Source organism: Dyadobacter jejuensis (assembly GCF_003149085.1).
Classification (GTDB): Bacteria; Bacteroidota; Bacteroidia; order Cytophagales; family Spirosomataceae; genus Dyadobacter; species Dyadobacter jejuensis.
Genome location: NZ_QGDT01000009.1, coordinates 147,306 through 164,720, shown reverse-complemented (window position 1 = coordinate 164,720; position 17,415 = coordinate 147,306). Strand labels below are relative to the sequence as shown.

22 protein-coding genes are annotated in these 17,415 nt (G+C 46.2%); 10 read left to right on the top strand and 12 right to left on the bottom strand.

Annotation, left to right across the window (positions count from 1 at the left end; genetic code table 11):
- Window positions 1-75: 75 nt before the first annotated feature.
- Window positions 76-249, bottom strand: a complete 174-nt coding sequence (locus tag CLV98_RS23470) for a hypothetical protein (RefSeq protein ID WP_158281281.1) — start codon at window positions 247-249, stop codon at window positions 76-78.
- A 37-nt stretch (window positions 250-286) separates the two neighbouring features.
- On the opposite strand from CLV98_RS23470, the gene CLV98_RS16460 reads away from it, so the two are divergent.
- A complete protein-coding gene (locus tag CLV98_RS16460; protein ID WP_146202297.1) occupies window positions 287-592 on the top strand; it encodes a hypothetical protein in 306 nt (101 codons plus the stop codon).
- Between the two features lie 446 nt (window positions 593-1,038).
- Here the strand turns inward: CLV98_RS16460 and CLV98_RS16450 are convergent, their stop codons facing one another.
- The gene (locus tag CLV98_RS16450; protein WP_109675885.1) at window positions 1,039-1,203 is read right to left on the bottom strand and encodes a transcriptional regulator; all 165 of its coding nucleotides are present in this window, start codon (window positions 1,201-1,203) and stop codon (window positions 1,039-1,041) included.
- 30 nt (window positions 1,204-1,233) lie between these two features.
- Here CLV98_RS16450 and CLV98_RS16445 point away from each other — a divergent pair, with 30 nt between their 5' ends.
- Complete coding sequence (locus tag CLV98_RS16445; RefSeq protein WP_109675884.1) at window positions 1,234-1,770, top strand: hypothetical protein; 537 nt, start codon at window positions 1,234-1,236, stop codon at window positions 1,768-1,770.
- 231 nt (window positions 1,771-2,001) lie between these two features.
- Here CLV98_RS16445 and CLV98_RS16440 read toward each other — a convergent pair whose 3' ends face one another.
- The 9 genes from CLV98_RS16440 to CLV98_RS16400 all read right to left on the bottom strand — a co-directional run bounded on the left by CLV98_RS16440 (window position 2,002) and on the right by CLV98_RS16400 (window position 7,888).
- On the bottom strand, window positions 2,002-2,604 hold the full coding sequence (locus CLV98_RS16440) for a 3-keto-disaccharide hydrolase (RefSeq protein WP_158281280.1): 603 nt from the start codon (window positions 2,602-2,604) through the stop codon (window positions 2,002-2,004).
- A gap of 105 nt (window positions 2,605-2,709) precedes the next feature.
- A complete protein-coding gene (locus tag CLV98_RS16435) occupies window positions 2,710-3,087 on the bottom strand; it encodes a hypothetical protein (protein WP_510185939.1) in 378 nt (125 codons plus the stop codon).
- A gap of 112 nt (window positions 3,088-3,199) precedes the next feature.
- Window positions 3,200-3,454, bottom strand: a complete 255-nt coding sequence (locus tag CLV98_RS16430; protein ID WP_109675879.1) for a DUF8612 domain-containing protein — start codon at window positions 3,452-3,454, stop codon at window positions 3,200-3,202.
- A 262-nt stretch (window positions 3,455-3,716) separates the two neighbouring features.
- Window positions 3,717-4,025, bottom strand: coding sequence for an EthD family reductase (locus CLV98_RS16425; protein ID WP_109675876.1), 309 nt, complete (start codon window positions 4,023-4,025; stop codon window positions 3,717-3,719).
- A gap of 22 nt (window positions 4,026-4,047) precedes the next feature.
- Complete coding sequence (locus CLV98_RS16420; protein WP_109675874.1) at window positions 4,048-4,779, bottom strand: SDR family oxidoreductase; 732 nt, start codon at window positions 4,777-4,779, stop codon at window positions 4,048-4,050.
- Window positions 4,780-4,850: 71 nt separating this feature from the next.
- On the bottom strand, window positions 4,851-5,408 hold the full coding sequence (locus CLV98_RS16415; protein WP_109676009.1) for a carboxymuconolactone decarboxylase family protein: 558 nt from the start codon (window positions 5,406-5,408) through the stop codon (window positions 4,851-4,853).
- Between the two features lie 68 nt (window positions 5,409-5,476).
- Entirely contained in the window at window positions 5,477-6,040 is a 564-nt protein-coding gene (locus tag CLV98_RS16410; protein ID WP_109676007.1) for a TetR/AcrR family transcriptional regulator, read from the bottom strand.
- Window positions 6,041-6,294: 254 nt separating this feature from the next.
- Window positions 6,295-7,320: a thiamine-phosphate kinase gene (gene thiL, locus CLV98_RS16405; RefSeq protein ID WP_109675872.1), complete on the bottom strand. Its 1,026-nt coding sequence runs from the start codon at window positions 7,318-7,320 to the stop codon at window positions 6,295-6,297.
- Between the two features lie 115 nt (window positions 7,321-7,435).
- Entirely contained in the window at window positions 7,436-7,888 is a 453-nt protein-coding gene (locus CLV98_RS16400) for a hypothetical protein (RefSeq protein ID WP_109675870.1), read from the bottom strand.
- Between the two features lie 136 nt (window positions 7,889-8,024).
- Here CLV98_RS16400 and CLV98_RS16395 point away from each other — a divergent pair, with 136 nt between their 5' ends.
- From CLV98_RS16395 to CLV98_RS16360, 8 genes are all read left to right on the top strand, one after another.
- A complete protein-coding gene (locus CLV98_RS16395) occupies window positions 8,025-8,252 on the top strand; it encodes a cytochrome b5 domain-containing protein (protein ID WP_109675868.1) in 228 nt (75 codons plus the stop codon).
- A 64-nt stretch (window positions 8,253-8,316) separates the two neighbouring features.
- Window positions 8,317-9,180 carry an N-acetylglucosamine kinase gene (locus tag CLV98_RS16390; RefSeq protein WP_229203423.1) on the top strand — a complete coding sequence of 288 codons (864 nt, stop codon included), beginning with the start codon at window positions 8,317-8,319 and terminating at the stop codon, window positions 9,178-9,180.
- Window positions 9,181-9,312: 132 nt separating this feature from the next.
- Entirely contained in the window at window positions 9,313-10,560 is a 1,248-nt protein-coding gene (locus CLV98_RS16385; RefSeq protein WP_109675866.1) for a sensor histidine kinase, read from the top strand.
- Between the two features lie 51 nt (window positions 10,561-10,611).
- Window positions 10,612-11,298, top strand: a complete 687-nt coding sequence (locus CLV98_RS16380; protein WP_109675864.1) for a response regulator transcription factor — start codon at window positions 10,612-10,614, stop codon at window positions 11,296-11,298.
- Between the two features lie 87 nt (window positions 11,299-11,385).
- The gene (gene rpmB / locus CLV98_RS16375) at window positions 11,386-11,625 is read left to right on the top strand and encodes a 50S ribosomal protein L28 (protein ID WP_025765038.1); all 240 of its coding nucleotides are present in this window, start codon (window positions 11,386-11,388) and stop codon (window positions 11,623-11,625) included.
- Between the two features lie 101 nt (window positions 11,626-11,726).
- Window positions 11,727-12,239, top strand: a complete 513-nt coding sequence (gene folK / locus CLV98_RS16370) for a 2-amino-4-hydroxy-6-hydroxymethyldihydropteridine diphosphokinase (RefSeq protein ID WP_229203422.1) — start codon at window positions 11,727-11,729, stop codon at window positions 12,237-12,239.
- Between the two features lie 229 nt (window positions 12,240-12,468).
- Window positions 12,469-14,838, top strand: coding sequence for a TonB-dependent receptor (locus CLV98_RS16365; protein WP_109675859.1), 2,370 nt, complete (start codon window positions 12,469-12,471; stop codon window positions 14,836-14,838).
- Between the two features lie 36 nt (window positions 14,839-14,874).
- Window positions 14,875-15,783, top strand: a complete 909-nt coding sequence (locus CLV98_RS16360) for a DUF4249 domain-containing protein (RefSeq protein ID WP_229203421.1) — start codon at window positions 14,875-14,877, stop codon at window positions 15,781-15,783.
- Between the two features lie 65 nt (window positions 15,784-15,848).
- Here CLV98_RS16360 and CLV98_RS16355 read toward each other — a convergent pair whose 3' ends face one another.
- A complete protein-coding gene (locus tag CLV98_RS16355) occupies window positions 15,849-17,336 on the bottom strand; it encodes a tagaturonate reductase (protein ID WP_109675855.1) in 1,488 nt (495 codons plus the stop codon).
- Window positions 17,337-17,415 lie beyond the last annotated feature (79 nt).

The window sequence follows — 17,415 nt, the reverse complement described above, 5'->3', positions numbered from 1 at the left end:
CAGTACTGCAACAAATGTAACTGCCAGACTTTCCCATTCGTTTACTGTTGACCCCTCCAAGCAGTCTTATTCAAATCAAGGAGCGTCATCCAGCCCTTCTTCACACCCCGTGTTAGGAACAGCTACTGCCACTGACGATAGAGGAAAAATATCCAACTTTACCGCCACGTCGAATAAGGATGGAAGCAATACCGTCTCATTTACCGCTTCTATGGCTGGAAGTAATCCGTTAACTAAGGAACGGGGCATCCCAACACCTGATATAAATGTAAACACCGACTTTACCATGACAGAGAATGTGAAAGCGGGGAGGCTGGATGTTAGCGCGGTCCAAAAAGGTGACGCATTCCCCGCAGCAGGAACACTTATTGGTGATACGAAGGGCAACCAGTTGTTTATCGGCGTCAGCCCGGCTAACGGAAATCCATATTCAAGCCTGCCCGGGAACAATAACAGATCCATGATGTCGGCAAATTTTAGGGTAACGATGGACAGTAAAGGCGTTTTTACTGGCGTACAGCACGGGAAAACAAACTATACCGTAGCCGAGTGGAACGATCTGAATCGTAATAAACCCACTATACAACCATAATATCATGAAAATACTGACCACGAATTGGATCAATATATTCGGCGTCTTTATAGTTACTCTTTTCTACGCTGTTATTTTAAATTATTCTAACAGCAATCTGAACTATAATATTTTTCAGTCGGTCGTAGCTGGCTTGATATTAATTTGTCTCTATGGAATGATTTTCTGGGGCCTGTTTATAATCTCGTTGATCGTAGCAGATCTATTACTTATTGTATGGAGTCAAAAGTTACTCAAACAAAAGTTACTATTAGAGTGGCTACTTGTCAGCAGCCCTTTTATCTATTGGGTGATCAAGTATCAGGAGTGGATATCGTTGATAGGCATAATTACTTTTTTTATCACACAGCTTTTACGTGAGAGACTAATAGCCAAAGCTATGGGTATTTAGCTTTTATGTTCAGTATCAAATCAAAACGCCCCGGTAACTCGGGGCGTTTTTGCTATTACAGCGCCGCTACATTTTGATTAAAGAATTCTTTAAACTTCTTTTTGGTGAGCATTTTATCGCCGAGTTTAAAAATTGTGCTCCTGTCTTCGTCTTCGAGTTCCTGAATCAGTTTTAATTGCTGGGTGGTGTTTTTGTCTTCAATGACAACTTCTTTGAGCAAGCCGCCATTATAGTTGACGAAAGGGGACGGATGATCGTCAAAAAGATTCCCGGAGGGGGTGTTACCGAACTGGTATATGACCAGTACGACCGGCTGGTGTATAGCAGGGATGCCAATCAGGCCGCCCGGGGCGTATGGGCCTTTATCAAATACGATGGTCTCAACCGACCCATCGTAACCGGCGAAATAAGTTCATCTTCTAACCGAGCCACCCTGGCCGGGACGGTCGATAGCGGCACCCAGCACCACGAAAATTGGGCCAATGGCAGCACGGCAGGATATTCCCTCAGTCAGACGGCACCTACCAGCGCCACAGAAGCCCATTTGCTCACCATCACTTTTTATGACGACTATGGTTTTCAGAAGCCTAGTGGCTTTGACTATGCGGCGGGCTATTATGGCTCGGCCAATACATCCGTAAAGGGACAGGTAACAGGCGGGCGGACTCGGATGCTGCCGGGCAACGGCAGCCCAGGCGGTTGGCTCACGGCCGTCACCTATTATGAAGGGGAATACCGCCCCATCCAAACTGTCCGGGACTTGTATGACCTTGGGTACAAACTGTAACGGCAGTGACAAAGCCCATATCCAAACCTTTGAATATGACCATGCCGACCGATTACTGCGTGTAACCGAAACCGTCACAGACGTCGGATCGCCGAAGTGATGGTACCATGCCTATGCTCCCACCAAATTCCGAAAGCACACCGATTTACCTATAACCGCTCCGGCCTTTAGATTTGAGAGAATTCACAGTGAAGTTGGTTTGGAAGAGATTGAATTCAATCCCTATTTTAACTATTTGAGCTTTTTATAATAAAGATTCCTTGCTTCAAAGATCATACCTGCATTATGGCATTGTAATGCAAAATGGCCTTCGTTGTATGTATCATCAATTTGGGTCATAACAAGCTGATCCTTCACCCAAATTTTTATGGTACTACCAATAGCCTGAACCCGCATTGGGAACCATTCTCCATCTTTTGTAAGTAAGGCACTGGCTTTTCCCGTTGGTGTTCCTGGCTTCCAAGGCCAACCGGTGTAGGCATCCTGACTGTTGCAGATTTTGGCTTCATATCCCTGTGGGAAAGCATTGGATCCTTGGCAGGCGCATTGGCTCGAAAAATATAAACCTCCGTTCGCACTATTACCCTGACTGCTGATTCTGAGCTCACCCTTAATTTCTAGGTCTTTCAAAAAAGGATTGGCATAAAGATGACCTCTACCGTCGGTTCCGGTTATTACACCATCCTTCACTTCCCAAGTAGCGTTGTCACTGGTGGACCATCCTTCAAGATTTTTGCCGTTGAAAAGTGATATCCATTTGGGTTTTGTATTGAATGATCCAAATCCTATAAGTACCAGAATACACAATAGTACACGAAGGGTCGTAGTCTTCAAATACCTAACCCCAGTTAGTGTTCCTATTGCATACCCGATGATAGCCATTAATTGGCCACCAAACGGCAGTTCAAAACACTGCTTATTAAATTTCGAAAATCACCTTTAGTGGTTGATTGCCATAGAGAGGTTTTGTTGTTTGTCTTCCACGGCATTTCTTCCGACGGTATAGCAGTAGAGGCTACAGGGTGTGAAATCGTAAATTAACCCATCATCCTCCTTAGTTTCTTCGATGTCCAGAGTAGTAACTAAAGTACGACTAAGGTTATTGGAAATGCAAAATGACTTTAATCCTGCAAGCTTATTGAGGCTTTTTACAAAGCGGTTGCTCCATTTGATTTCGACTGCCCACACAGGTTTTTGCCTATTTTCAGAAAGACGAACGATATCCACCTCACCCCTTTTCCAACGGGCATAGTATGGGGTAAAATCAATATTATGATTCCATTGAGAAAAAATAGCCGTTTCAACCAGGTTGCCCATGAAGTCGTCGTCCTTGCCAATAGGGGAAAATAGAGCACTTCTTAAGGATGGGTTAGTAAGGTAAATTTTAAATGAAGTAGCTCTTTTGAATTTTCTAGCGTTGTTATCTATCTTAATTCACAACTTTGATTAAAAATGCTGCTTCCAAATATTCTATATATCTCTTTATGGTATTCTTGGATACACCCGATCCTATGGACAACTCATCATAGGTGAATTCATTGCCCGAATTGTAGGCTATCGTTGTAAATAATGCATTTAGTTCTTGGACGTCCTGGATACCGTACAGACTTGGCAGATCCCGTAGTAATACTTTATCTATGATATCGTTGCGGATATTTACCTGTACTCCACCAGGGGTTTTCAAACTTTATTCTAGTAAGAATCTGTTCCTTTGAGAATGATTTTAACTTGACCATCTAGAGTCAATTTACTGATCTTATTTTCAAATTTACGAAAATAAGATCAGTAGGCTGACTCTATCTGCTAGAAACTCCTTTTTTGGAAAAATTATATGGGTATATATGGGCTAGGGCGAGAGACGATTAACCCCAAGGCCATAATGGGATTAATCAACTAGATGCGCAAGATTTGTGCGGAGACATCATTATTGTTTATACAGGATCCGACTAAACGGCCTCACTGATTTGTACCACCGGTTGCACGTTGGTAAAGTTAGGGAGGTCGGCCAAAATCTTTTCTGCATGGACACCAAAGGATCCTTGAAAGGATTCTAGGGAGTCGAAAGTAAGGTTGGTAATCACTACATAGGGGGCCGGCTGGTCGGGACTTACCCCGCTTAGCCCCATATTTACATCGACAGACTTTAAGGCATCACCTAATAAATCGGTCAGCAATGGTCCGTGTTTTTCGATATAATAGTCCTTGTCGAACTTTAGGTCTGCAACATTGGGATACAAAACGGTTAGCTTAATCATAAAGCAAATGGTTTTAGGTGAATTAAGAAAGATCGGCCATGACGTCGTGATCAGAAAAACTTTGGTAAGCGCCTTCAATTTGCTTGGCCAAGGGGTCGGGGAACAAATGGAAGTCACCATCTTGTAGGGAGGTAATAATACCCTCCGCTACTACGGAAGGAGAAGCTCCATCCTTAAAACCCGCTGCAACGCCCATGTCGGTGGCTATGGGGCCCGGATGAACACTCACTACAGTAACCCCTTTGGCTCCCAATTCTACTCGTAATCCTTGAGTTAAAGAGTACGCTGCCGCTTTAGAGGCCGAATAGGTGGATAACTGGGCAAAATTTTTGATGGAAGCTATGGAATTAAGTTGTACAAGGGCCCCTTTATTCTTTTCCAAAATGTGGGCAAAGGCATTCGCTATGCGTAATAAGCCAAAGGCGTTCACGTCCAATTGTTTTTGGAAATCGGCCTCCACATCGTCTCCTAGGGTGGAGTGGGGGGTGCCTATGCCGGCATTATTGATCACGATGGATACGTCTGTAGCCTGTTGAGCCAAGGCCTTTATGCTAGCGGAGTCGGCTACATCGGCCTGTATGGTCTGCACTTTAGTGCCGTACTGCTCCTCCAATTCCTGCGTAGAGGTGGGGTTACGAACGACCAGGTATACTTTTTGCGCCCCATGGGCGATCAGCGATGCTACGATGGCCTTGCCAATTCCACGGTTGGCACCCGTTACTAAAGCGACTCTGTTATTGATTGAAATACCCATGATATGTTTTTGTTTATATGGTTCGAATCCAGGTGGCCTTACGCAAGGGGGAGGCCACCTGGCTAGGGTTATTATACAGTAGTAGGTTCCCAGGCAAATTTTTTGAAGCCAGCATCTACCGGTGTGTCGGCGATATGGTTGGTATAGTTGCTGATCACTTTTTGCGAAAGCCCCAAAATGATATCTAGAACGTTTTGCTGGGTGTATCCGGCGGTATAGAATGCGTTTAATTCTTCTTCAGAAATCCTTCCTCGGTTGCGCACTATCGATAGGGTGGTATCGTGTAATACCTGTAATTTGTCGGAAGGAAGTGCCGTTCTATTCCGTAATGCATCCGTAATGGCGGCATCTACCTTCATCATATGGGCAATGCCGGTATGTGCTGGTACGCAATAATGACATTCGTGTTCTACATTAATGGTTTGCCATACTACGGTGAGCTCGTCGTTATTGAAGGAAGAGCTCGCAAATAACTGATGTAAAGTTTTGTAGGCTTCTAGAATATTCGGCGACTCGGCCAATACCGCATGTAGGTTGGGGATCATCCCGAAGGCCTTGTTAGATTCTTCTAGGAGAGGTTTGCTGTTCTCAGGGGCCGACTCAAGGTCGTGTAATTTAAATGCACTCATGGTTTTATTGATGATTGGTTGGTTAATTTTTTTTTCTAAGCAATCGCTTAGAAAAAGGTCAAAAAAAATCACAAATTAGAGAATATCGTTTCGATATAGTCGGCAATTTGCTTTTGGGTAAAAACTTTTGAAACCAGCGATAGGCCTAGCATGGAGCCCAACAAATAATGGCCTTGCCGCTCTATGGTTTCCATATCTTTGGTCGGGTCTTGTTTTAGTTTGTCGCGGAATAAGGTATGGATTTCGCCAGAGAATTTCATGAGTTCCTGCATCAATTGTGCGTCGGAATCAGGGCCTAATTCGTTAACGGTATTGCTCACCAGGCATCCTTTTTTTATGCCATTCTCCTTAGAAAACGCCACAAAGTCATAGAAATACTGCTTAATGCCACCTAGTCCGTCCTTCGAAGCCTCTAGGGTACTTATTATTCCTTTCAATCTTTTTTTATAGCACTGGATACATTCCAAAAAGAGCCCGCGTTTGTTGCCGAAGCTGGCATAGATCGAGAATTGGTTGATGCCCATTTCTTTCTCCAGCATACGAACCGAGGTGCCTTCGTAGCCCTTCTCCCAGAATAGGGCGGTGGCCTTTTCGATTACCTCTTGTTCGTTATATTGCTTGCTCCTTGCCATTTGTTGGTGATTGTTTTGCAAACCTAAGCACTTGCTTAGTAATAAAAAAATATTGGAGTGTTTAAAATATAAAATAATTTATAATGCACTGAAATTCAGCACTTTGATTGTTTTACGGGCTCTTTGGTTCTCCTTTTTAGGGGGTAGGCGTATCAAGGGGACCGATTGGATGCTGGTAAACTCTCCTTCAATCCAAAAAAACACAACCGGTTCCGATTGTGTTTTTTTGGGTCAATATACTCAAAACGTGCCGACTATTGTTGCCAGCCTTGGGCGGTGATGGGGATTCGGTTATCGCCATTGGTATGCAGCAGCACCTCGTTGGGGGTGTCGGTGATATAGCCCACAAAGCTGATTTTTGGATTGTTCTTAATGAGGTCGTAGGCCGTCTGCGGGACGGTGAACAACAGTTCATAGTCCTCGCCTCCGTTGAGTGCCGCAGTAATGGGGCTCAACTTCAGCTCTGTAGCGGCTAGGAAGGATTGGTCGTCGATGGGGAGTTTGTCTTCAAATACCACGGCGCCCACCCCCGACTGGGAGCAGATATGCAACAGGTCGGAGGCTAGCCCATCGGAGAGGTCGATCATAGCAGTAGGGAGCACTCCGGCCTCTTCGATTTCGTAGACCACGTCCATACGGGCTTCTGGGCGAAGTTGCCGTTGTATTACATAATCCTTCCCTTCCAGTTCGGGTTGCATATTGGGGTTGGCTAGGTACACCTGCTTTTCCCGCTCCAGGAGCTGCAGCCCCAGATAGGCCCCGCCAAGGTCGCCCGTTACGCAGAGTAGGTCTCCGGCTTTGGCTCCATGGCGGTAGGTGATTTTATCCTTGGCTACCTTGCCAAATACGCTGACCGATACGATCAGTCCCGAGCGGGAGGAGGTGGTGTCGCCACCGACCAAGTCCACATTAAAATCTTTGCAGGCTAGCTTCACACCCTCATAAAATTCGTCGACGGCCTCTACCGAGAAGCGGTTGCTCAGGGCTATTCCTACCGTTACCTGCTGAGGCCGACCGTTCATGGCGGCAATGTCGGATACATTGATGGCGATGGCCTTGTAGCCAAGGTGTTTTAGGGGGAAGAAGGAAAGGTCGAAATGTACACCTTCCAGGAGCATATCGGTGGTGAGAAGCCCAAACTCATCCCCAAGGTCTATTACGGCGGCATCGTCGCCGATACCCGTAATGCTGTCGGGACGGGTGGTTTTATACCCTTTATTAATTCTTTGAATCAGTCCAAACTCTCCTAAGCTACTGATTTCCGTTCTTGTTTGTGACATAATAATATATGGCTTTCAAATAAAGAAGCCACTTCTTTTACGAAATGGCTCGTGATAGATCAATGTAAAAATGTACGGCAAGGTTCCATGACGGTTGCAAATGGCACACCACCGTTTATTTGACGAGTGTATAGGTGTTTTTGGTATCGCCTGTCTTTTTGCTGGTAGTGGTGCGGGTAATCACCATTTGGTTGTCGTCGATGGAGTCGATGGTAAACGAAATGGTACCCCCTGTGCCAGTAGGTTCGGGAGTAAGCCCGCTAAGAGTCAGTTTGGAGTCCCCGTCTAGGGCCCAGGTTCCCGAGAAACTATTTCCGTCAAATTCGATGTAAGTTACCTTGTTTTCACCATTGACTGTACTCAAGGTAAGGCGAAAATTGGAATAGCCCAATACAATGTTGTTGCTACCTCCTCTGGTAAACACCACATCGTTATTGTATTTGACCTCTTGTGCCAACCAAGCCTTGGCGATTCTTTCGGAGATCGGCGCTACCTTTTTCTTGCAGCTAGAGGAAAGGACGGTGAGTCCGATGAAGATACACCATATTAAAGCGTATTTCTTTTTCATATTTCAGGTTTATGTTTGTGCTAAACAAAGTGCCAAGTTCCCACTTTTTTGACTTAAAATCAAAATATTATCTGGAGATGGGCTTTTTTTGTCCTATAATTAGGCTCTTAAAAAAATTGACAAACCTACGGAGTAAATGAAGGAATATACCAGGGCCCAATTGGCGTTGAGAAATGGACAGGATAAAGAGGAGATTTGGTGTGCGTATGGAGGCATTATTTACGATGTGTCGCCCTCGCGGTTATGGCGTAACGGGCACCATTATGAGCACTGGGCGGGTCAGGATCTGACTAAGGAACTTGGGGATGCTCCTCATACCGACCAAGTTTTCGGACGCTTTAGGGCGGTGGGCAAATTGGTATAATAGGGCTTTCTATCGCTTTTGATATGAAATTAGGAAAAATAGATCAACATCTAAAAGAAGGAACATGGCTTTGAAGACCACCACAATGCTTATTGCCGATAGCGGATCTACCAAAACCGACTGGGTGAGGGTAGAAGAAGCTTCCGTAAGGGAGCAGTTTCAGACGGCCGGTATCAACCCTTTTTATCAGAAGGAGGAGGAGGTGGGACGGATACTTGCCGAAGAGGTACTGCCCAATTTGCCGGGGCCCATCGATAGCTTGTATTTTTATGGGGCAGGCTGTGCCGACGAATTGTCCTCGAGGCCGGTTTCGGAGGCCTTGAAGTCCTTATTCCCCTCCCTACAACATTTGTTGGTGGCCAGCGACATGTTAGGAGCGGCAAGGGGCCTTTGTGGGCATTCTCCAGGACTTGCCTGTATTTTGGGTACTGGTGCCAATAATGCCGTGTATGATGGGGCCTATATCACCAAGTCCATTGGTTCCTTAGGTTTTTGGCTGGGCGATGAAGGGAGCGGCTCCTATCTGGGAAAAGGGCTCCTGGTATCTTTTTTACAAAAGGACCTTCCCGCCGATTTAGATACGCTATTTAGAGCGCAGTTTCCCGAAGTAAACCGACTGTCGGTATTGGAAAAAGCCTATCGACAACCCTTCCCCAACCGATATTTTGCTACTTTTACACGGTTTATGGCCGAGCATAAGCAGCATTGTTTTATAGAGCAGATGGTGAACGACGCCTTTACTTCCTTCGTTTTGAAATATGTAAAAAAACACCCTGAATCCTCCCACCTACCCATCCATTTTACTGGATCGGTAGCGTATTATTTTCAGGATATTTTGGAAGTGGTGGTTGCTAGTCAGGGCTTGGAATTGGGGTATGTGGCAAAGGCACCATTGCCGGGGCTAGTCGATTACCATTTGGCCGATTAAGGGGGCAGAATGGCACTGGAACTGTGCCAATTTCGTTAGTAGGGTTCAAAAGGCCTGGGAAGGTCTACTCTAAAATAAGTTAATTGATGCCATGGTGTAGGTCTTTATGCCTGCTGTGGAACCAAAAAAAATATGTCAAGGAAAACGATACAATGGTTAACGGTTTTTTCGGCGTTGCTCATTCTGGTGGTAGTGATCACCCAGATTTTCTGGGTGAAGCAGGCCTTAGAGTTGCGCCGTCGACAGTTCAACCAGAACGCCCATGTGGCCCTGCAGGATGTCGCCGATAGGCTGGCGCGGGTCAATCAGGTCATGCAGACCACCAATCCGGTAGAACAGCTTTCTGCGGAGTATTTTTTGGTGAATACCAATTCTACCACCCAGCCCGAGCTGTTGGAACTGTACCTAAAAGAAAGTTTTCAGAAGCATAAACTAATCACGGATTTTGAGGTAGGTATTTACGATTGTACCACCAATCGCATTCGCTACGGGATGTCGATGAGTACCAAAAACAATGAGAAGTCGCCCACTCAGACTTCTAATTGGATCAAAACCAATAAGTATCCATATTATTTTGGCGTGCGCTTTCCGGAGCAGTCGACCTTTATAGCCGGGAGTATCAACAGTGCCATTGGGTCCTCGGCCTTGGTGCTGGTAGCGGTTTGTTTTTTTGCGTATGCCTTATTCGTTATCCTGCGGCAGAAACAGCTTTCGGAGGTCCAAAAGGATTTTGTAAATAACATGACCCATGAGCTCCAAACGCCTATATCTACCATTCGTATTGCGGCCGATGTGCTGAATACGGAGCAGATTATCACCCAACCCGAGCGTCATAAAAGGTATGTGCAAATGGTACAACAGGAGATCAAGCGCATGCAAGGGCAGGTAGAAATGGTACTTTCTATGGCCAAGGCCGAGCAGAATGCCCTTCATTTGTCGAAGGAATATATGAGCCTGTCGGAAGTGGTTCAGCAGGTGCTCGCTCCTTATGGCGGCAAGGTGGGCCTAGTAACCGAAGGGGAGGAGCGCCATGTGGAGGCAGATCCCTTCCATTTTCGATGCATGGTCAATAATTTGGTCGACAACGCCCTTAAATATTCGTCCGATGCTCCTCAGGTAGTGGTGAGTATGCTTTACCAAAGGCGGCGCTGTGTGATTGCCGTGGCCGACAGGGGCATAGGTATTGCTCCAGAGTTTCAGAAGAAAATCTTCAACAAATTCTTCCGAATCACCTATGGCGATGTGCATAATGTAAAGGGCTTTGGCATAGGCTTAAGCTACGTGAAGCAGATCGTACGCGCGCACCGCTGGAAACTGACCCTTGAAAGTGAATTAGGAAAGGGTAGTATTTTCAAAATAAGCATCCCTTTAGATAAATAAAGATAGGCTCCATGGCGATGCCGGAGGGAGTAAAACTAAAAGATAAGATCCTTGAAAAAGAAAATTTTATACGTAGAAGACGACCCAAACCTGGCTTTCGCTACGGCCGACAACCTAGAACAGTACGATTATGAAATCGTACATGCCAGCGATGGGGTAGAAGGCTTGGCCCTGTTCGAAAAAGAACATTTCGATATCTGTGTGTTGGATATTATGTTGCCCAAAGTGGATGGGTTTATCTTGGCCGGTCATATTCGCCAGCAAGATTCCCAGGTTCCTATTCTTTTTCTTTCGGCCCGATCGTTGCAAGAAGACAAGATAAAGGGCCTAAAACTGGGGGCCGACGACTATGTTACTAAGCCATTTAGTGTAGAGGAGCTGCAGCTGAGAATCGAGGTGTTCCTCAGAAGGAGCCATACCGCCGAACAGTCCTCCAAAGTGCCTGGGGTCATTCAGGTAGGACTTCATTCTTTTAATTTTGAAAAATTGACCCTAACGCTCCAAGATACTACCCAGAGCCTTACGTTTAGGGAAGGAGAGGTGCTGAAATACCTGGTGGAACGCCCAGGGGAGATCATCAAGAGGGAGGACCTTTTAAAGGCGATTTGGGGGGACGACGACTATTTTATGGGCAGGAGTCTCGATGTGTTTATCTCTAGGTTGCGGAAGTACCTTTCAGGGGATCCAGCCTTCAAAATAGATAATATTCACGGAGTTGGCTTCAAGGTACGCTGGTAAAAAAAATGAAATTATCTTTAAATGTTTGTTGCATCTTAAAACAATAGGTTCTATATTTGCACCCTCATTTGCAAAAATCATAAGGATATGGCTAAGGTTTGTCAAATTACTGGAAAAAGAACACGCGTTGGAAATAATGTTTCTCACGCTAACAATAAAACAAAACGTAAATTCTTCCCGAATTTACAAAAGAAACGTTTCTTCTTGCCTTCAACAGGGGAGTGGGTTACGTTAAGAGTAGCGGCGTCTACCCTTCGTACGATCAATAAGAATGGTGTAGAATCTACCATTCAGAAGGCTTACGAAAAAGGCACGCTTACATTCTAAGAAATTACGAATTTATTGGAAAGGGACTATCCGCTTTGGTTGGTCCCTTTTTTGGCTTGTAGTTCTGGGTAGGCCTTGGGCCGTCTAGAGCTGTCAAGCCTATGTTTGTATCTGATATGGATCATGACGCCCCCAATACCGTATTGCTATTGCTAGGTTCGAATCTGGGCGATCGCCAGGACTTGCTTTTCCAGGCCACTAAGGCCATCTCACTTCGCATAGGCACTATTACCGGTGCTTCATCTCTTTATGAAACGGCCCCTTGGGGGGTGACCGACCAGCCTCCTTTTTTGAACCAGGTGTTGCAGGTGCAAACCAGCCTTTCCCCCGAAGTCGTTTTAGAAACTGCCCTGGCCATCGAGCTGGCCCTAGGCCGGGTTCGCCTTCAGCGCTGGGCTGCTAGGGTTATTGACATTGATATCCTCTATTTTAATGATTTAATAACCCAACAAGAGAAACTTACTATCCCTCATCCCCGTTTGCAAGACAGGCGGTTCACCCTCATACCCCTCGTCGAAATAGCCGCCGACTGGATCCATCCAGTTTTTATGAAATCGAATAAAATCCTTTTGGAGGATTGTGAAGATAAAGAAATGGTGACATTAGTATCCTGAAAAAGTACTAAAACAGATTGCTCACCCAACCCCTTTTCTGGCCCTTTCATGATCATTTTGGTGCGGTTCATCATTTTTTCCAAGTCTGGAGACTATGGTTTTATTTACCTTTATGGTATAGTTTTAATATTAATTTTATCCCTTGTCGATGAGGGTAATGCCTATTTAAGTTGTCGTCCATGCGTATCAACTCAATTAATAAGTTAATCATTGGAAATAAAGTAAGTACATGAAAAATACAATACTCAAAATCTGTTTGATGGGTCTAGTTCTATTGGGGAACTACAGTCTCCAGGCCCAAAGTAAGTCGACCATCAGCGGGTATGTTAAGGATGTTGCCAATGGCGAAGGCCTCATAGGGGTATCGGTATACGTCCGTGAGGCCCAAACGGGTGTCACCACCAATACCTATGGGTTCTATTCTATTACCCTTCCTTCTGGAAACTATAATGTGGTATATAGCTATATTGGTTATGAAAAACGGATCAAAACTATAGACCTCACTACCGACCAGACCCTGAATATTGAGCTGGGCTCGGAGAGCGAGCAGTTACAGGAGGTTACCGTATCGACGCGTAGGGACGATGAGAATGTGCGCAGTATAGAGATGTCGGTCAATAAGGTGGATATGAAGACCATTAAGAAGATGCCAGCCTTGCTAGGTGAGGTGGACCTTATTAGGAGTATTCAGCTACTACCCGGGGTCACTACCGTTGGCGAAGGGGCTTCAGGGTTTAACGTGCGTGGGGGCGATGTTTCACAAAACCTGGTGCTACTCGATGAAGCGCCCGTGTATAACTCTTCCCATTTGTTCGGGTTCTTTTCGGTTTTTAATCCCGATGCAGTAAAAGATGTAAAGCTCATTAAGGGGGGGATTCCCGCTCAGTATGGAGGGCGTATCTCGTCGATTCTGGATGTACGGATGAAGGAAGGGAACTCCAAAAAAAGGGAGGTAAATGGCGGTATTGGTACCATTTTCTCTAGGCTTACCTATGAGCAGCCTTTTGCGAAGGGTAAGGGTTCTTTTATTGTGGCCGGGCGCCGTTCCTATATTGATATCTTGTCGAAGCCTTTTCTCAAAAAGGATTTGCGCGACTCTAAGTTCAATTTTTATGACCTGACGGCCAAGGTCAACTATCAGCTGGGGAATAAGGATACTTTCTTCGCTTCGGGGTATTTTGGTAAGGATGTCTTCGGTGGTGGGGATTTTGGCTTTGGCTGGGGAAATGCCACGGCTACAGGCCGTTGGAACCATATATTTTCTAACAAGCTATTTATGAATCTGACCGGCTACTACAGCAATTATGATTATTCCCTGGGCCAAAATACCAATGATCCCAATGCCAAAGATAAGTTTGACTGGAAGTCGAAGATTATCAGCACGAGTATTAAGCCCGATTTTACTTACTACCTTACCCCCAACAATCAGCTGACTTTTGGTGGACAGTATATTCGTTACGATTCACGTCCTGGGAAGGCTACGGCCATTTCGGAGGGCGAAACTACCGATATCAGTTTGGAGCCCCGGTATGCCGACGAATCGGCCCTGTATATCGGTAACGAACAAAAGCTGGGCAGGGTCTCCTTACAGTATGGGCTTCGCTACAGTTTTTACAGGAGCTTGGGGCCTTCTACAGAATATGATTACCTAGAAGTAGAAAAGGGACAGAGGAAGTTACCCATATTTCCAGGAACAAGCTATGGCGACGGCGATGTCATCAAAACCTATGGGAATTGGGAGCCTCGGTTTTCTGTGAACGTGGGGATAACCACCAACACGTCTATTAAGGCTAGTTACAACAGGACTTCCCAATATCTGCATTTGCTATCGAATACGGCGGCAAGTTCTCCCTTGGACGTTTGGACCATGAGTTCGGCCGTTATTAAGCCCGAGTTGGCCGACCAGATAGCTTTAGGCTGGTTCCAAAACTTCCGCGACAATACCTTTGAAGCTTCTGTTGAAGTTTACTATAAAAAGTTATACAATCAGATCGACTATGTGCCCGGATCGGACCTGCTCCTGAACCAGTTTGTGCCCGGCGACCTGCTATTTGGCGATGGCCGAGCCTATGGAGCCGAGTTTTATCTTAAAAAGAATAAAGGAAAGCTTACAGGATGGGTCAGTTACACCCTTTCGAGAACCGAGCGTAAGGTGGAGACGATCAGCAACGACAACTGGTTTCCGGCCCGTTTCGACAAGCCCCACAACTTTACAGCCGTTGCTATTTATGACCTGACCGACCGATTGGCCCTATCATCCAATTTTACCATAACCTCTGGTACGCCAGCCACCTTCCCTACCAACCGATACGGCTATAATGGCTGGGCCCTAGGGCATAATTACGACGGCACTAGGAATGGAAGCCGTATACCGGCCTATCACCGCCTCGACCTCGCCGCTACGCTCAAGTCTAAGCGTAAATTGTTCAAAACTGGGGATGGAGAATGGGTGTTTTCGGTATACAACGTTTATAATAGAAGAAATCCTTTCTCGGTCTATACCCAGGTAAACGAGGATAATGCCCTCCGAACGGAGGCCGTTAAGTATTCTGTTATTGGAAGTTTTATACCGTCGGTAACCTATAATTTCAAGTTTTAATCTCCTACTAGTAGACATTCCTTTATGAAACGCTATATGAATATTTTAAAAAGAATAAGCTTGGTAGTTGCACCGGCTATGCTGCTATTGACCGGTTGCGAAGATATTATCGATCTGAATGTGGATAGTGGGCCAAGTCAATTGGTTGTGGATGGTTGGATAACCAATCAGCCCGGAGTGCAGCAGATTAGTCTCAGCTTGTCGGCTCCCTATTTTAACAATGGCCCCGCTACGCCTGTTACCAATGCCTCGGTACTGGTCGAAGATAATGAGGGAAACGTCTATGAGTTTTTGGATGTCGATCAAGATGGTATTTATGAATGGGGGACCGCTCAGGACACCTTAGGTCGTATTGGCCGTACCTACCTACTGACCATAACAACGGATGGAGAAGTTTATACGGCCGACACGGAGATTAGGCGGGTACCGCAGGTCGATTCGGTCGTATACCAGAAGGAGACCTTGCCCATTGATCCCGACAATGGCCCTAAGGAAGGGTATATTGCCCAATTCTATGCCCGCGACTTTGTGGGGGAAGGGGATAATTATTGGATCAAGCCGGTAGTGGATGGACAGGCACGGGTCGACAGGCCCTCCAACATATCTATTGCTTACGATGCGGCCTTTAATGCCGGTGCCCCCTCCGACGGACTTATTTTTATATTGCCGTTACGTCAGTCGATCACGACCGATTCTCTTTACTCGGCTGGGAATTCGGTAGGGGTGGAGCTGCATAGCATCACCAATGAGGCTTTTGAGTTTCTGAAGCAGGTACAGCAGCAAGCTTCCAACGGGGGATTATTTGCTACGCCTGTCCAAAATATTTTTAGTAATGTTGTTAACAGCAACCCAAATGGACCGAAAGCTTTAGGGTTTTTTGGAGCTTCGGCTGTGAGCCGAAAAGAAACGGTGATCGATCCGAGCAAGGCCCGTCCAGAGGAATAAGCGCTACTTAGCTATTATTAAGTTAAAAAGGGATGAAGCGTTTTGGCACTTCATCCCTTTTTGCTTTATGCTTGGCTAGTGATCTGGTATTTGGCCAGGCTAGTTTTTACGGAGTCGGCAAATCCGGGCAGGGTGGTAAGGTCGGTGCCCCACAGCCCTTCATCGCTCAGGACAGCCTCCACCAGGGATTCTGCTGACTGGGCCGCTTCCCATTTTTGGTTGAAGTAGGCGGCAGCGTCACAGCGAATGGGATACTGCTCCCCATTTCTTTCCCCAAAATACTGGCCATCTTGCTCCTTTACGGGCTTCATAAATTGTAGAAAGGCGGCAAATCCACTGGCAATACGTTGTGGAACTTCGGAGCTTTTACGGTAATGATTCAATAAAGTAGGGACGTTGCGCATTTTCATTTTGGCGGTATATTGCACCGTGATGTCGATGAGCTTATGACGGATAAAAGGATTCCTGAACCGATCGAGTACCTGGTTGCCAAATTCTAGGGCTACGGATTGCTCTACTGGGAAAGGAATGGCCGGAGATAATTCCTGAAGCATTACTTCCGAAATGAAGGAGGAAGCCTCTTCGCTTTCCATACATTCTCGTACCGTGTTTTGGCCGTTGAGGTAGCACCAGCCCGAGGCCAGCGTATGCGTTCCATTCAATAGCCGTAATTTTAGCTCTCTAAAAAGGTCGATATCGGCCGCAATGACCACTCCTGGGTCGGTTTGGGCAAAGGAGAGAACTTCAGCCACAACGGGGCTCTGGGCTTGAATGGCCCAAAGACTATACACTTCCGATACGATGAGGAGCTGATCGTCGTAGCCATTTTTTTCGGCAAGTTCCTCAATAGTGGCTGCGTCGGGTTTTCCTGGTACGATACGGTCGACGAGGGAGTTGCAAAAATGGTTGCTCTCTTCGATCCACCGTATAAAGCCTTTATCTAGTTGATGCGTTGTGGCTTGTTGAAGCACTATCGCCTTGAGTTTATCTCCATTGCCTATAATGAGCTCCGTGGGTACAATCACCATCCCCGATTCTTCGGAGCCGTCGAAGGCTTCGTACCGGGCCAATAAGAAGGCAGTAAGCTTCCCAGGAAAGCTCACCGGTGGGCTTGCCTTAAGATCGTCGTCGGCAAATTGTATCCCCACCTCGGTGGTATTCGACAATACGATTTGCATGCTGGGGTTGGAGGCACATTGCAGTATCTCTTCCCAATCCTGATGGGCATTCAGGGTCCGGCTTATGGCTGTGTTGATCAGGGTATGATCCACCTCTTTCCCATTATCGATTCCTCTGATGGTATGCGAAAATATGCTCGACTGATCTAAGAAGGCATCGGTACCACCTCCTGAAGTCGATTTTACCACCACCACGCGGCCATTGAATACGCCTTGTTGGTTGGCCTTATTTACGAAATAATCGGGTAGGCCACGAAGCAGTACGCCGGTACCGAATTGTATGATTTTCTCGGGCAAGGCCAGTAGTTGCGCATGGTTGGGCAGCAGGTCTGGCTGCTGGTCAAGTAATTGGGGAGATAAAGTTGCTCGCGACATCGATTCGTATGTTTCTGTTCTGTCTATTAGGACGCAACAAATCGATGGGAACCCCTAAAACCCAACGACCGTCCCACTA

Bases quoted from the DNA above. Each gene is read 5' to 3' on its own strand.
- CLV98_RS23470 (WP_158281281.1), bottom strand. From the start codon at position 249: ATGCCCCGTTCCTTAGTTAACGGATTACTTCCAGCCATAGAAGCGGTA.
- CLV98_RS16460 (WP_146202297.1), top strand. From the start codon at position 287: ATGACAGAGAATGTGAAAGCGGGGAGGCTGGATGTTAGCGCGGTCCAA.
- CLV98_RS16445 (WP_109675884.1), top strand. From the start codon at position 1,234: ATGATCGTCAAAAAGATTCCCGGAGGGGGTGTTACCGAACTGGTATAT.
- CLV98_RS16435 (WP_510185939.1), bottom strand. From the start codon at position 3,087: ATGGGCAACCTGGTTGAAACGGCTATTTTTTCTCAATGGAATCATAAT.
- CLV98_RS16425 (WP_109675876.1), bottom strand. From the start codon at position 4,025: ATGATTAAGCTAACCGTTTTGTATCCCAATGTTGCAGACCTAAAGTTC.
- CLV98_RS16420 (WP_109675874.1), bottom strand. From the start codon at position 4,779: ATGGGTATTTCAATCAATAACAGAGTCGCTTTAGTAACGGGTGCCAAC.
- CLV98_RS16415 (WP_109676009.1), bottom strand. From the start codon at position 5,408: ATGAGTGCATTTAAATTACACGACCTTGAGTCGGCCCCTGAGAACAGC.
- CLV98_RS16410 (WP_109676007.1), bottom strand. From the start codon at position 6,040: ATGGCAAGGAGCAAGCAATATAACGAACAAGAGGTAATCGAAAAGGCC.
- thiL (WP_109675872.1), bottom strand. From the start codon at position 7,320: ATGTCACAAACAAGAACGGAAATCAGTAGCTTAGGAGAGTTTGGACTG.
- CLV98_RS16400 (WP_109675870.1), bottom strand. From the start codon at position 7,888: ATGAAAAAGAAATACGCTTTAATATGGTGTATCTTCATCGGACTCACC.
- CLV98_RS16395 (WP_109675868.1), top strand. From the start codon at position 8,025: ATGAAGGAATATACCAGGGCCCAATTGGCGTTGAGAAATGGACAGGAT.
- CLV98_RS16390 (WP_229203423.1), top strand. From the start codon at position 8,317: ATGGCTTTGAAGACCACCACAATGCTTATTGCCGATAGCGGATCTACC.
- CLV98_RS16385 (WP_109675866.1), top strand. From the start codon at position 9,313: ATGTCAAGGAAAACGATACAATGGTTAACGGTTTTTTCGGCGTTGCTC.
- rpmB (WP_025765038.1), top strand. From the start codon at position 11,386: ATGGCTAAGGTTTGTCAAATTACTGGAAAAAGAACACGCGTTGGAAAT.
- folK (WP_229203422.1), top strand. From the start codon at position 11,727: ATGTTTGTATCTGATATGGATCATGACGCCCCCAATACCGTATTGCTA.
- CLV98_RS16365 (WP_109675859.1), top strand. From the start codon at position 12,469: ATGAAAAATACAATACTCAAAATCTGTTTGATGGGTCTAGTTCTATTG.
- CLV98_RS16360 (WP_229203421.1), top strand. From the start codon at position 14,875: ATGAATATTTTAAAAAGAATAAGCTTGGTAGTTGCACCGGCTATGCTG.
- CLV98_RS16355 (WP_109675855.1), bottom strand. From the start codon at position 17,336: ATGTCGCGAGCAACTTTATCTCCCCAATTACTTGACCAGCAGCCAGAC.